The 13,271-nt window shown below is 72.6% G+C and carries 10 protein-coding genes; 4 read left to right on the forward strand and 6 right to left on the reverse strand.

Going from position 1 to position 13,271, the window contains the following annotated elements:
• Window positions 1-206: 206 nt before the first annotated feature.
• Complete coding sequence (locus GTY56_RS07505; protein ID WP_161363734.1) at window positions 207-1,619, reverse strand: RICIN domain-containing protein; 1,413 nt, start codon at window positions 1,617-1,619, stop codon at window positions 207-209.
• A 1-nt stretch (window position 1,620) separates the two neighbouring features.
• Entirely contained in the window at window positions 1,621-2,742 is a 1,122-nt protein-coding gene (locus tag GTY56_RS07510) for a glycoside hydrolase family 43 protein (protein ID WP_161363736.1), read from the reverse strand.
• A 218-nt stretch (window positions 2,743-2,960) separates the two neighbouring features.
• Between GTY56_RS07510 and GTY56_RS07515 the strand changes: the two genes are divergently transcribed.
• Window positions 2,961-5,054: an autotransporter gene (locus tag GTY56_RS07515; RefSeq protein ID WP_161363738.1), complete on the forward strand. Its 2,094-nt coding sequence runs from the start codon at window positions 2,961-2,963 to the stop codon at window positions 5,052-5,054.
• A gap of 12 nt (window positions 5,055-5,066) precedes the next feature.
• Here the strand turns inward: GTY56_RS07515 and GTY56_RS07520 are convergent, their stop codons facing one another.
• From GTY56_RS07520 to GTY56_RS07530, 3 genes are read right to left on the reverse strand one after another with little or no spacing between them, the layout of a single operon-like run.
• Entirely contained in the window at window positions 5,067-5,894 is an 828-nt protein-coding gene (locus GTY56_RS07520; protein ID WP_161363741.1) for an MOSC domain-containing protein, read from the reverse strand.
• 24 nt (window positions 5,895-5,918) lie between these two features.
• Window positions 5,919-7,037 (reverse strand): aminoglycoside phosphotransferase, encoded by a 1,119-nt coding sequence (locus GTY56_RS07525; protein ID WP_161363743.1) that lies wholly within the window; start codon window positions 7,035-7,037, stop codon window positions 5,919-5,921.
• 9 nt (window positions 7,038-7,046) lie between these two features.
• Complete coding sequence (locus GTY56_RS07530; protein WP_161363745.1) at window positions 7,047-8,429, reverse strand: amino acid permease; 1,383 nt, start codon at window positions 8,427-8,429, stop codon at window positions 7,047-7,049.
• A gap of 129 nt (window positions 8,430-8,558) precedes the next feature.
• On the opposite strand from GTY56_RS07530, the gene mmuM reads away from it, so the two are divergent.
• Complete coding sequence (gene mmuM / locus GTY56_RS07535; RefSeq protein ID WP_161363747.1) at window positions 8,559-9,470, forward strand: homocysteine S-methyltransferase; 912 nt, start codon at window positions 8,559-8,561, stop codon at window positions 9,468-9,470.
• 112 nt (window positions 9,471-9,582) lie between these two features.
• Here mmuM and GTY56_RS07540 read toward each other — a convergent pair whose 3' ends face one another.
• Window positions 9,583-11,187 carry a carboxylesterase/lipase family protein gene (locus tag GTY56_RS07540; protein WP_161363749.1) on the reverse strand — a complete coding sequence of 535 codons (1,605 nt, stop codon included), beginning with the start codon at window positions 11,185-11,187 and terminating at the stop codon, window positions 9,583-9,585.
• A gap of 371 nt (window positions 11,188-11,558) precedes the next feature.
• Between GTY56_RS07540 and GTY56_RS07545 the strand changes: the two genes are divergently transcribed.
• Together GTY56_RS07545 and GTY56_RS07550 are read left to right on the forward strand one after the other, a co-directional pair.
• Window positions 11,559-12,602 carry a LacI family DNA-binding transcriptional regulator gene (locus tag GTY56_RS07545; RefSeq protein ID WP_161363750.1) on the forward strand — a complete coding sequence of 348 codons (1,044 nt, stop codon included), beginning with the start codon at window positions 11,559-11,561 and terminating at the stop codon, window positions 12,600-12,602.
• A gap of 222 nt (window positions 12,603-12,824) precedes the next feature.
• Window positions 12,825-13,250, forward strand: a complete 426-nt coding sequence (locus GTY56_RS07550) for a helix-turn-helix domain-containing protein (RefSeq protein WP_033306724.1) — start codon at window positions 12,825-12,827, stop codon at window positions 13,248-13,250.
• Window positions 13,251-13,271: the final 21 nt, after the last annotated feature.

A 13,271-nucleotide genomic window follows, 5' to 3' on the forward strand; every position in this document is an offset into this window, starting at 1 on the left:
ACAAGCGCTTTCTAGACCCCGAGCAGCATTCCCCAGATCTTGTTTTGGAACGCATGAAAGCCCTTTCGTGCAATCGATTCAACACCTCCGGGCAGGCGGCGATCACACGTTCACGCACAGCGTCCCCGTGTCCGTCCGCAAGACGGACACGGGGACTCGGCGCGGGGACCGCGATCGACGCGATCGGCCTGCCGGCGCGGCGCCGGTCAGGTCCCGCGCGTCCACTGCTGGTTGGTGCCTCCGTTGCACGTGTACGTAATGAGCGCGGCGCCGTTGGCGGTGGACGCGCCGTTCACGTCCAGGCACTCGCCGCTCACGCGGGACTTGACGTTCACGTACGAGCCGGTGGTCGTCAGCGACCACTGCTGGCTCGTCGTGGAGGAGGCGCAGTTCTCCTGCGTGACCGTGCTCGCGTTCTCCTGCACGCAGAGGCTGCTGTTGCGGACCATCAGCTGGTAGTAGCCGCTTCCGACGGACTTGAACCAGTACTTCTGGTTGGCTCCGCCGTTGCAGTCGTACTGCTTGAGCTGGGCGCCCGCCCAGAGCGACTGGCTCGTGACGTCCGCGCACCTGGAGGAGTGGCGGGCGATCAGCGTGTTGTACGTGGCGGCCGTACCGGTGACGGTTCCGGCCGCCGTGTCGAGGGTGATCTCCGGCGACCAGGACATGGACATGGTGGTCGAGCCCGAGAAGGTCAGCGGCAGCCACACGTACCGCGAGTCGTTGACGGTGCCCCCGAAGGAGTTGCCCCAGCGGTCCCCGAGATACAGGTACGAGGTGCCCGAGGTGCCCTGCACGGGCAGGACGAACGCGGTCTGCGAGCCGTACGTCGTCGCGTCGCCGATGTTCTTCATGGCGGACCAGGGCCCGGCGATGTTCGTGGCCGTGGCGTACTGCTGCTGGTTGGGGTTCCAGCCCGTGGCGCCGGAGGTCAGCATGAAGTACACGCCGTTGCGCTTGAACAGGGCGGGGGCCTCGCGGTGTCCGCCGGGCCAGGGGTTGGCGACGAGGCTCGCGATGCCGGTGTAGTCGGCGGTGAGGCGGTAGATCTGGAGGTCGTAGTTCTCTCGGGCGGCGGAGATCATGTAGCCGGCGCCGTCGGTGTCGGTGAAGACGGTGATGTCGCGGGACATGTGCTGGCCGAGCGGCCGGAAGCTGCCCTTCCAGGTGTAGTCGCCGTCGACGGTGTCGGAGACGGCGACGGCGGCGCGGGCCTCGCTGTAGTCGGTGCCGTTCTCCTTGTGCATCCACATGACGAACTTGCCGGTGGCGGCGTTGTACATGACCTTCGGCCGCTCGATGTTGGCGGTGGCGAGCTCCGGGTCGCCGACCTCGGTCAGGACGTGGTTGCGGAACTCCCAGTTCTTCAGGTCGGTCGAGCGGTAGGCGTCGACGTACCGGAAGGTGTTGTCGGCGTTGCGGTGCTCGCCGAACCAGTAGTAGTAGGAGCCGACTTTGAGGACTCCGCCGCCGTGCGCGTGGAGGGGGTTGCCCGAGGTGTCCCTGAACTGGGTGCCGTTGGTGACGGTCTGGGGCGCCGCCTGGGCGGGGCCGGCGGTGGCGAGGGCCGTGAACAGGCCCAGGCACAGGGCGAGAAGGGTGGCGTACGCACGTCTCATGTCATTCGCTCACCTTCACCGCGTCGGCGACGGGGACGCCGAAGTCCGGGGTGCCGTCGCGCTTCCAGCCGAGTGTCTGGACGCGGGTGTGGCGGTTGGGGTCGTTCAGCGGGTCGCCGTTGATCTCCTTGTACTGACGGGCGTGGTAGACGAGGACGTCGGTGCGGCCGTCCTCGGCGACCGTGAAGCAGTTGTGGCCGGGGCCGTACTGCTTGGTCGTGTCGTTGCTGGTGAAGACCGGGACCGGCGACTTGACCCAGCTCAGGGGGTCCAGGAGGTGGCTGTCGGCGTCGGCGGTCAGCAGGCCCACGCAGTAGTTGGAGTCGGTGGCGCTGGCCGAGTACGTCATGAACAGGCGGCCGTTGCGCTTGAGGACGTAGGGGCCCTCGTTGACCTTGAATCCGATGCACTCCCAGTCGTACTCCGGGGTGGAGAGCCGCACCTGCGGGCCCTTCAGGGTCCACGGGTTCGCCATCTCGGAGAGGAAGATGCCGGTGTTGTTGTCCAGTCCGGGCTCGTGCTGGGCCCAGGCGAGGTAGCGCTTGCCCCGGTGGGTGAAGGTGGTGGCGTCCAGGGAGAAGGTTTCCCAGGCCGTCTTGATCTGGCCCCGCTCCACCCAGGTGCCCTTGAAGGGGTTGGGGTGGGCGTTCTCCAGCACCCATATCCGGATCGCCCAGACGTCCTCGGCGGGCGCGGAGGCGAAGTAGATGTACCACTTGCCGCCGATGCGGTGCAGTTCGGGCGCCCAGATGTGGGCGCCCATGGGGCCGGTGGGGTGGGCGCGCCAGATGACGGACTCGTCCGCCGTGCCGAGTCCGCCCAGGGTGCGGGAGCGCCGCAGGATGATGCGGTCGTACTCGGGGGCGGTGGCGGTGAAGTAGTAGAAGCCGTCCTTGTGCCGGTGGATGTGCGGGTCGGCGCGGTTGCGGACGAGGGGGTTCACGAAGGGGGCCGGCTGGGGGCGCCCGGCGGGTGTTCCGGCAGCGGTTTCACCCTGGGGCGCCGCCTCGGCGACGCCGGTGAGGGCGGGGACTGCGGCCAGGGCACCGGCGGCTGCGGCGCCCTTCAGCAGCAGTCTGCGGCTGGGGGGTTCGGGCAGAGCGTGGTCGCGGTCGCGGCTCATGCGGTGGGGCCTGCCTCTCCATGGGGGACACACGGCGTCGTCGTCCGATGCGGCGTCTGAGATTTCGAACGCCATCTGTCATTACGAACGCTGGAAAGGTAAGGGGGTGACACGAGCAGGTCAACGGGTCCGGCGGGACGAACCCGTCCGGCCCGGCCCGGAGACGGAAGCCGCCGAAGTTTCTGTTATCGGCGGGGACATGGCCCGTCTCCGGTGATGTGCCCAGCCTCACCCACACCACAGCAGCGGCCGCGGGCGTCCTCGCGGCGGTCGCCTCCCTGCTCACCGCTCCCCCGGCGGCCGCCGCCGGTCCCCGGGACGTCACGGCCGACGTGCTGGCCGGCCGGAGCGTGACGCTCGACGGCGACACGGTCGTCACCGTGCCGCCCGGGACGACGACGTACGACGGCGTCTTCCGCGGCGAGGGGACGCTCACCGTGCGCGGCAGCGGAACGCTGGTCCTCACCAGGGACAGCGACTTCACGCTCCCGAAGTCCCGGCAGCGGCAGCAGGTACGGACGCCGGGCGGCCATCACCCGTACGTCACCGTCACCCGCCCCGACCCGCCGGCGGTCACGGTGGAGCGGGGCGCGACGCTCCAGTACGGCAACGGCGGTACGACGGGCCTGATCGGCCGCTTCCCGTACAACACCCCGGCGTTCCGCCTCAACCAGGACAACATCCGGGTCGACGGCACCCTGCGGCTGTCGCTGAAGAGCGCCTACAACCTGGGCACGATCAGCGGCTCGGGCCTGATCACGCAGCCCAGATTCCTGTGGGGCACCTGGGACCTGTCGGGCACCCACTCCTTCTCCGGGGTGATCGACAACGGCACGCAGACCAACGCCGGGCGGCCCGAGTACGCGACCTCACTCCCGCGCGTGCGCAAGATCCTCAACCAGGGCACCTGGACGGTCGACACCCCGCTGGGCCGGACCGTCACCATGGACACGGACTTCTACCAGCGCGAGTACGGCAGCGACATCAACGTCCAGTCGCGGCCGGGCGGAAAAGTCGTCCTGAGCGGGCAGTACAGCTGGTCGGACCGGGGCGGTGACACGGACCCGTCGCTCAGCGACCCGGCCCTCAACTGGACGCCGGCCCGCAGGAACGTCAACAAGCGGGGCACCAACATCAAGGGCGCGGACGTCCGTTGGGGCGACGGCACGACCGACCGGATCTTCATGCCGGGCACGGCGGAGACCGTCTACATCAACCTGCTGGCGGCCCGCTCCCGTTCCCGGCTCACCTTCGACTACAACGGCCCGGTGACACTGGGCGCCCCCATCGGCGGCGGCAGATTCCACGACACCCTCTCGGCCCCCGGCGCCGGCGACGTCGTCATCGCGGGCACCCCCGGCAACGACGTGACCTTCGCGGCCGTCCAGTACTACGACGGCTCCACCACGGTGGAGAAGGGTGCTGTCCTGCGCCTGGGCAGCGGCGAACGGGGCGGCGACGGCGGCCTGTACACCGCCGGCGCCCACTACCGGCTCGTCAACGACGGCTCCCTGGTGCTGCGCAACAGGACCAGGCCCCTCACCCTGTCCCGCGTCGGCGGCAGCGGCTCCCTCACCCGGTCGGGCACCGCCCCGACGACCCTGACCGGCCGGGCGGTGACGTACACCGGGCCGACGACGGTCCTGGAAGGCACCCTCGCCCTGCGCGGCGGAGCCACTCTCACCCACAGCAGGTCGATCCGGCTCACCTCGTCCGGCGCACGGCTGGACGCGGGCCGGGCGGGCCTGCGGGTGGTGACGACGCTGACCGGCAAGGGCACGGTGAGCGGCGCGGTCACCAACGCCGGCACCGTCACGACGGGCCTCTCCGTCGACAGCCCCTACACCCAGAGCCCGAAGGGCACGCTGGTCCTGCGGGACAAGCCGCTGACGGTGACGGGCCGGGCCCGGCTGGCCGGGCGCCTCGACGTGCCGGCCGCCTCCCTCGCCGCTCGCGAGATCACCGTGCTCGACAACAAGGGCAGGGCCAGAACCTCGGGGACCTTCACCGGCCTGGGGGAAGGCGCCCTTCTGGAGCGGGCGGACGCGCCCTACCGGATCAGTTACCGGGGCGGCGACGGCAACGACGTCGTCCTGACGGCGGTCACCTCCCCCGGCCGCTCTGCCACCGCCCCGGCCGCCCCGGCCCCGGCGAACCCGCGCAGCGCCGGCGTCTCGGAAGCCGTCGGCTTCGGCTGGTGGCCCTACGCCCTCGCCGCCGGCCTGACCATCAGCCTCGCGGTGCCGCTGGCGGCGCTACGGGGGCGGGGCGGCCGCCGGGGCGGGCGGCACGCGGGCCACGCGCGGCGTTGACCCGTCCGGTGCTCACAGCTCCGAATCCCCCCACACCGTCACCGTCACCTCGTCCCCCACCGCCATCCTGCCGGGCCGGAGCACCGCGCACTTCGTGCCGAAGGCGACTCCGCCCTGGGCGGCGCGCCGGTAGGCGGCGAGGGTGCGCAGGGGTTCCGGTCCCGCTCGGGTGGCGGTGTGCTGGTCGACCAGGGTGACCGCGCAGCGGATGGCGAGTTTGGCGTAGCCGAGGTCGGTGTCGCCGATGCGGAGGCGGTGGGCGCGGTCCTCCGTGTGGGGGTCGTCCCAGCCGTCGATGACGATGTTGGGGCGGAAGCGGTTCAGGGGGACGGGGTGGGCACCGCGGGCGGTCAGCCGGGTGTCGAGGAGGTCGAGGGTGGCGCGGGAGATGACGTGCAGGGCGCTGCTGTCGGCGTAGCCCGAGGTGCCGGGTGTCCGGCCGTCGGTCACCCGGTGGTGTTCCGGCGGTGTCCGGACCAGACGGCTCGGTGCGCCGAGCACGTCCGTGAGCCAGTCCGCCACCTCGTCGCCCTGGTCGATGCCCTGGTAAGCGGTTCCGAACAGGTCGACCTTCCGGCGGGCGCCGGAGGTGTCCACCCGGAGGCGGAGGGCCTCGGCGCCGGGTGCGGTGAGCGTGAGGTGATCGCCGTCGGGCGTGATGAGGGGGCGGATGACGGCCAGCAGTGGATCGCGGCGCTGCGTCCGGTGGACGCCGTCCTCACCGACGACCATGAAGCTGCGGTCGTGCGCCAGTCCGGCCGGCGTCACCAGCGCCTCGGCCGCCGACGCGCCGGCGCAGCCCTTGACGGGGTAGTACGACAACTCGACGACGCGTGCCATGACCGTTCCGTTCCGTTGCGGGGTTCAGCGGCCGCTGGGGGCTTCGGGAAACCCGAGCCGGGGAGCCAGTCGTCGTGCCTCGGCCGCCCATTCGGCCAGGAAAGCCAGGGCCAGGCCCCGTTCCCGGTAGCGGAGTTCGGCCGGCACGGTGCCCTCGCCGCCGTAGGCCACGGGCTCCTCGTCCGCCCGCGCCAGCATCAGGGCCGTGAGCCAGTCGTACTTCACGGCGGAGGCGCACACGCCGAGCCGTACGAGGTGTTCGTCGCCGCGCCAGCCGCTCTCGCGCAGGCCGTGCACATAGGCGTCGTACGCCGCCTTGGCCAGGCCGGGCAGTTCGGCGGCGGGCACGAACAGGTCGAAGACGGAGTCCGGGAGGTAGTTGCCGAGGTCCTCGCCGAGGGCGCCGTCGCCGGTGAACGCCCAGTCGAGCAGGACGCTGGTGCCGGCGCCGCCGCAGCGGACGTTGGCCGGCCACTGGTCGAGGTGGCAGAGGGCGCGGGGCAGTGACTCCATGACCGTGAGGAACCACGTGCGGTCGTGGTGGAGGCGCACCATGTCCTCGCGCAGGCCGGGCGGGAAGTGCCGCTGGATCAGGGGGTGTTGCCACGACTCGTCGTCGTCGAGCAGGGCTTCACCCGTGGTCCTGTCCGACGTGTAGTGGCGCAGGAAGCCCTGCGAGAGCCACGGGGCGTCCTCCCCCGCGCCGACCGCGCCCTGGGCGGTGCCCAGGCGGTGCGCGTGGTCGACGTGGCGGTCGAGGGACCAGGTCGTCGCGGATTCGCCCGGCACGTCCTCCAGCCACAACGCCACGTCGCCGTCCGGGCGTTCGGCGCACTCCAGCAGCCGGGGCGCGCGGACGCCGTGCCGCTGCCAGACCCGGGCGAGCCCGGACCGGTAGACGTACGCCTCCCGGCGCCAGAAGTTCCAGTGGCGCGGGTCGTTGGAGGCCGACCACGCGGTGCTGGTCTCCTTCGTGCGCGTCAGCACTTTCAGGACGGCCGAGCGGCCGCCGCCGGTGACCCGCCACACCCCGGCCGTGACACCGTTGTACGGGTTGTGCGGGAGCGGCTCGAACACCGCCTCGTGCGCCGGGACTCCCAGGACCTCACGGACTTCGGCATGCGCTTCAGCGACCTCGGGCATCCCCCGATGCTATGCCGCCGCCCCCGCGGTGTCCTTGCGTCCCCGCAGCCACACGTACACCGGGATCCCGGCGAAGAGGAACAGCACGCCCTGGTACACGGCGGCGTACCCGGCACCGGCGATCAGCCAGAACGAGAAGCCGAAGGAGAGCACGGCGACCGTCAGGTCCCGGGCGAGCCCCGCGGGACGGACGCGTTCGCGGGTGCCGCGGGCCAGCCAGTACAACTGGGCGGCGGCCGACAGCAGGTAGGGCACACAGCCGGTGAACGTCGTGATCAGGACGAGGACGCGGAAGGTGGTGTCCGGGCCGGCCGTGTAGTTGAGGCCGATGAGGAGGGTGCCGAGGACGGCGCAGGCCCACACCCCGAAGCCGGGGACGCCGCCCTTGCCGAGACGGGCGAACGGCGCCGGGAAGAGGCCGTCGCGGGCCGCGGCGTACGGCATCTGCGCGGCCATGAGGATCCAGCCGTTGAGGCAGCCGGTGATCGAGGCGACGGCGACCAGGGCGATGGCGGTGCCGCCCCAGCCGCTCCCGGTGATCGCGTTCACGGCGTCGGCGAAGGGGGCGCCCGAGCCGACGAGCCGGTCGTGCGGGACCAACCCGAAGACGGCGACGGTGCCGAGGACGTAGACGAGGGCGGAGGCCAGCGTGCCGAGGACGCTCGCCCGGCCGACCGTGCGCTCGGGGTCACGGACCTCACCGGCGCTGACGGCTGCCGACTCGACCCCGAGGAAGCTGTACAGCAGCAGGGCGGCGGAGGCGGCGAGCGCCCCGGAGACGCTCTGACCGGAGGCGTTGAACGGGCCGAAGTTGTCCGCGTCGACGAAGAACAGGCCGACCGTCGCGAGCAGGAGCAGCGGGACGAACTTCAGGATCGTGGAGACGACCTGCACCGTGCCGACCCAGCGCGTGCCCGCGAAGTTGGCGGCGGCGGGCAGCCAGAGGGCGGCCAGGGCGACGAGGGCCTGGAGGGTGTGGTCGCCGTGCAGGGGTATCAGGACGTCGACGTAGCCGACGACCGCGACGGCCAGGGCGGCGATGCTGACCCAGCACATCGTCCAGTACGACCAGGCCGACAGGAACCCGGCGAACTCGCCGAAGGCGTCCCGCGGGTAGACGTAGAGGCCGCCGGTGACGGGGCTGCGCCGGGCCAGCTTGCCGAAGAGCAGCGCGAGCAGGACGGCTCCCACCGAGAGCACGAGGAAGGCGAGCAGGCTGACCGTGCCGTAGGGGGCGACGGTGGCGGGCAGGGCGAAGATGCCGCCGCCGATGATGTTGCCCATGACGAGGGCCGTGGCGGCGGCGAGGCCGAAGGTGCGGCGGGGAGCGGGCGCCGCGGGGGTGGCCGGCTCGGCGGGTTGGGCGGCCTCGGTGGGGCTGGGGACGGTCATGAGGGTTCCTGTACAAGCGGAGGGGGAGGATCCTGATCGTAACCGGCATCCCATATGCTGGTCGACCTGTTCATTTGATGGACACATTCGGCTGGGGGCCGCGGACGGATCTCGGCTACGGTCGTTCGCATGACGAGCACCATCACCCTCGCCGAAGCCCTTGCCGCCGGGACGGTCGTCCTCGACGGCGGCATGTCCAACCAGCTCGAATCGGCCGGGCACGACTTGAGCGACGAGCTGTGGTCGGCGCGGCTGCTCACCGAACAGCCGGAGGCGGTGACCGAGGCGCACCTCGCCTACTTCCGGGCGGGGGCGGACGTGGCGATCACGGCCAGCTACCAGGCCACGTTCGAGGGGTTCGCCCAGCGCGGGATCGCCCGTGAGCGGGCGGCCGGACTCATGGCGCTGAGCGTGGAGTCGGCCCGGGAGGCGGCCCGGCGGGCGGGGGTGTCGCGACCCCTGTGGGTGGCGGCCTCGGCCGGTCCGTACGGGGCGATGCTCGCGGACGGTTCGGAGTACCGGGGGCGCTACGGGCTGAGCGTGGACGAGCTGGAACGTTTCCACCGGCCGCGCCTCGAGGTGCTGGCCGCGGCGGGGCCCGACGTCCTCGCCCTGGAGACGGTCCCGGACGCGGACGAGGCCGCGGCCCTGCTGCGGGCGGTGCGCGGGCTCGGGGTGCCGGCCTGGCTGACGTACTCCGTCGCCGGTGACCGCACCCGGGCCGGGCAGCCGCTGGAGGAGGCCTTCGCCCTGGCCGCCGAGGCGGACGAGGTGATCGCGGTCGGGGTGAACTGCTGCGCTCCGCAGGACGTGGACGGCGCGGCCGCGACGGCGGCGCGGGTCACCGGCAAGCCGGTCGTCGTCTACCCCAACAGCGGGGAGATCTGGGACGCCGGGGCCCGTGCCTGGACCGGCCGGTCCACCTTCACCGCCGGCCAGGTGAAGGGCTGGCAGCAGGCCGGGGCCCGGCTGATCGGCGGCTGCTGCCGGGTCGGTCCGGACGGCGTCGCGGGCATCGCGGGGGCGCTGGAGGCGGCGTAGCGCGCCGGCGGACCGCACTCCCGGCGGTCCCCATGACGAGGAAGAACCGCCCCGGGCCCGCTGAGCCCCGCGGGGCCCGCTGAACCCTGCCCGCCCGGCGAGTGAGCAGCCGTCAGTGACGCCGCAGGGCGCCGGAGCGGCGCAGCCGCCGTACGGCCGACCGCAGTTCGGCACCGCGGGCGGGCGAGACATCGGCCGGGACCGTCACGGGGGCGGGTTCCGGGGGCCTGAGGGCGTCTGCCTGCCAGAGGGCGAGTTCTCGGTCCCGGGGGCCGTACGCCGTGTAGGAGACTCCGTCCTCGGCGTCCGGTGCGCGGTCTCCGAAGACGCGCACCGGGTGGGCCGCGTCCCAGCGTTCCCAGCCCGGGTCGCCGTCCGTGGCGAACCGCACCCAGGCCGCGTGCATGGCGTCCGCCAGTTCCTGCGGCGCGCCCTCGCCCGCCAGTTTCCGGGACTCCGCGGCCTCCCCGGTGTCGAAGACGAAGCCCAGCTCCAGCGCGTGGCACGAGCCGAGGCCGGGCAGGTTCGAGGGCCAGGCGAACTCATAGACGTACGACGGTTCCGTGCGGGCGTCGGCGAGGTGGTGCAGGGGGAGGCGGAGCAGGTGGTCGGTGACGAGCTGGCCGACGATCTCCGCCGTGCCCGCCTCGGGATGCAGGGTGCGGTAGCCGCGCGGGACCTCACTGCCGCAGTGGCAGCGGGCCATGGCGCCCGCGACGGCGACGGCCCCGAGCCGGTCGACGCGCTCCAGCAGACCGCCCGGCACCAGCCACAGCCGGTACTCGTCGCGGGTCCAGCCCAGCAGCAGCTCGACGCCGGGGGCGGCGCCGCCGTCCGTGAGGGCCTCCAAGGGGTCGCGGGGGACGACGTCGCCGTCGACGACGAGGCCGAAGGCGGGGCCGCCGACGACCGGGCTGCTCCGCTTCCCCACCTCGGCCTGGGTGCGCAGCAGCAGGTCGCGGTCGACGGCGGCGAAGGCCTCCGCGGTGGCGGGGATCTTCAGCCGTGCGGCCATCCGGCGCACCATCCGCCGCACCTTGGCCCGCTCGGACGCCTCGGGCGGTCCGCTCTGCAGGACGGCCCGGCGCACCAGCCCCTGGGTCTGCGGGGCGGCGAGGAGGGCGCCGATGCTGATCGCCCCGGCGGACTGGCCGAACAGGGTGATGCGGCCGGGGTCGCCGCCGAAGGCCTCGATGGCCTCGTGCACCCAGGCCAGAGCGGCGATCTGGTCCCGCAGGCCGGGGTTGGGGGGCGTGTCCGGGAACAGGCCGTAGCCCTCGACCCCCAGGCGGTAGTTGATGGACACACAGACCACGCCGTCGCGGGCGAAGGAGTGGCCGTCGTAGACGGGTACGGCGGAGGATCCTCGGGTCAGGGCGCCCCCGTGCAACCAGATGAGGACGGGCAGGCGGGCCCCGGGGGCGGGCTGCGGGGTCCAGACGTTGAGGTTGAGGCAGTCGTCACCGGGCACGACCGGGTCGGACAGGTAGTGGGCGAAGGCGTCGGAGTACGGCGGTTTCGGCGGGGTGGGGCCGAAGGCGCCCGCGTCGCGGACACCGTCCCAGGGCGGCACGGGCACGGGTGGGCGGAAGCGGCGGGGGCCGAAGGGCGGGGCCGCGTACGGGATGCCGCGGAAGACCGCGACACCGCGTTCGTACCGGCCCCGCAGGGCACCGAAGGGCGTCCTCACCACGGGGTCCGTCTGGTCTGCCGTCATCCGTCCACCAGCCTCCTCACCGCGCTCGTGCACCGTGAAGATCAGAGCAACTCATTGTGTTCCGGTATTCCGGTGCACGGGCGGGCGGGAGGGCTGTTCGGGTTACTCGGCGACCTGGCCGCGCGAGACGGAGCCGATCGCGGTGTGCGACTGCCTCGTTTCGGCTGATCTGCACACCCTGCTGAGCGAGTTGTTCGGGGTTTCGAAAGTTTTGACCGGCGTCAAGCGGCGAATTCACTTCTCTTCCACCCGTCCTGCGCCGCACCTACAGTAGGAAGCGCTTTCTGCCCTGCGGTCCTCCGTGTCCGCCGTGCGCAGAGCTGGTCGAAACTTTCCACGGCCCTCGGGCGGGCCGGAGAGGTGGGTTCCCGATGGTCCGTACGGCGAGTGCGAGCACGGCTGCCGGTCCGACGCTGGCGGTCGTGGCGCGCGAGGCGGGGGTGTCGGTGCCGACCGCGTCGAAGGTGGTCAACGGCCGCGAGGACGTGGCACCCGAGACCCGCCGCCGTGTCACCGAGGCACTCGACCGGCTCGGCTACGTGCGCAGACCCCGCTTCGAAGCGGCGAAGGCACCCCGGCTGGTCGATCTGGTCGTGCACTCGCTGGAGAGCTCCTGGTCGGGCGCGGTGCTGCACGGGGCGGAGGACGCGGCGCACGACGCGGGCCTGGAGGTCGTGGTGTCGGCGGCCCTGATCCGCTCCCGGGTCGGCCGCCCGGAACGCGGCTGGCTCGACAAGCTGGTCGCCCGCGGTTCCTCCGGGGTCCTGTTCAACCTGGCCGAGCTGAGCGACTCGCAGTACGCGTGGCTGGAGCAGCACCGCATACCGTTCGTGATGATCGACCCGGTGCAGGAACCGCCGGAGGGCGTGGTCTCGGTGGGCGCCGCGAACTGGCAGGGCGGTCTGACGGCCACGGAGCATCTGCTGTCCCTGGGCCACGAGAGGATCGCGGTCATCGCCGGTCCACGGCGCACGATGTGCAGCAGCGCGCGGGTCGCCGGATACCGTTCGGCGCTCGCGTCGGCCGGGGTCCGGCACCGCGCCGAGTACGTCCGGCACGCCGGTTTCGACGAGAGCGTGGCCCACCGCCGCATGCTGGAGCTCCTCGACCTGCCCGAGCCGCCGACCGCCGTCTTCGTCTGCTCGGACCGGATGGCGCTGGGTGTCTACGAGGCCTTGGCCGAAAGGGGGTTGGGGGTCCCGGACGACATCAGTGTGGTCGGCTTCGACGACCTGCCCGAGGCCCGCTGGGCCTCCCCCGCCCTGACCACCGTCCGCCAGCCGCTGTCCGAGATGGCCGCGACGGCCCTGCGGTCGCTGCTGCGCATGATGGACGGGCACCGTCCCGAGAGCACGCGCACCGAGCTGTCGACGCGCCTGGTGGAACGGGCGAGTACGGCGGCGCCGCGCGCGTAGGAGCGCTCCGGGCCGGGCACGAGCGCTCGGCCCCCAGCGCCCCGCCCCGACCGGCGCACAGGGCCCGGCCCGTGGGCGTGCGGGCGTCTGCCGCACACCCCTCGTACGCGTCGCGCGCCCGCCACCCGGGGGAACTGGCCGGGACGGACCGGCGTCGAACGGTGCGGTGGGGAGGGGCCGGTGTCCGGGGGCGGGGCGGCGGCGAGCAGTGGGGGGACGACCATGACACGCTGGCGGCCGCTTCCGGACGTACTGCCGAGGGAGGCGCGGCACCTGGTCGAGCAGCTGCGGACCCTGAAGGACCGCACCGGGCTGAGCCTCGCCGAGCTGGCCCGGCGGACCGCCTACAGCAAGTCGTCGTGGCAGCGGTATCTCAGTGGGGCCAAACAGCCGCCGCGCGGAGCGGTGCAGGCGCTGTGCCGGGTGGCGGGGGCCGACCAGGCGCGGCTGCTGGCGCTGTGGGATCTGGCCGACACGACGTGGCCCCACGGGGTGCCGGCGGCGGCCGGGCCCGCGGGGCCGGTGGCGGACGCACCGCCGGCCGGTGCCGAGTACCGGCGCTGGCGGGCGGCGGCCCTGGTGTCGTTCGGGGTCATCGTCGTGCTGCTGGCCGGGCTGTTGTGGATGCTGCCCTCGGGGAGCGGATGACCGTCACGGCCGGCCGCTCCC

Source organism: Streptomyces sp. SID5643 (assembly GCF_009872555.1).
GTDB lineage: Bacteria > Actinomycetota > Actinomycetes > Streptomycetales > Streptomycetaceae > Streptomyces > Streptomyces iakyrus.

Excerpts from the sequence above, each read along its gene's own strand:
- GTY56_RS07505 (WP_161363734.1), bottom strand. The coding sequence starts at position 1,619 with ATGAGACGTGCGTACGCCACCCTTCTCGCCCTGTGCCTGGGCCTGTTC.
- GTY56_RS07510 (WP_161363736.1), bottom strand. The coding sequence starts at position 2,742 with ATGAGCCGCGACCGCGACCACGCTCTGCCCGAACCCCCCAGCCGCAGA.
- GTY56_RS07520 (WP_161363741.1), bottom strand. The coding sequence starts at position 5,894 with ATGGCACGCGTCGTCGAGTTGTCGTACTACCCCGTCAAGGGCTGCGCC.
- GTY56_RS07525 (WP_161363743.1), bottom strand. The coding sequence starts at position 7,037 with ATGCCCGAGGTCGCTGAAGCGCATGCCGAAGTCCGTGAGGTCCTGGGA.
- GTY56_RS07530 (WP_161363745.1), bottom strand. The coding sequence starts at position 8,429 with ATGACCGTCCCCAGCCCCACCGAGGCCGCCCAACCCGCCGAGCCGGCC.
- mmuM (WP_161363747.1), top strand. The coding sequence starts at position 8,559 with ATGACGAGCACCATCACCCTCGCCGAAGCCCTTGCCGCCGGGACGGTC.
- GTY56_RS07540 (WP_161363749.1), bottom strand. The coding sequence starts at position 11,187 with ATGACGGCAGACCAGACGGACCCCGTGGTGAGGACGCCCTTCGGTGCC.
- GTY56_RS07545 (WP_161363750.1), top strand. The coding sequence starts at position 11,559 with ATGGTCCGTACGGCGAGTGCGAGCACGGCTGCCGGTCCGACGCTGGCG.
- GTY56_RS07550 (WP_033306724.1), top strand. The coding sequence starts at position 12,825 with ATGACACGCTGGCGGCCGCTTCCGGACGTACTGCCGAGGGAGGCGCGG.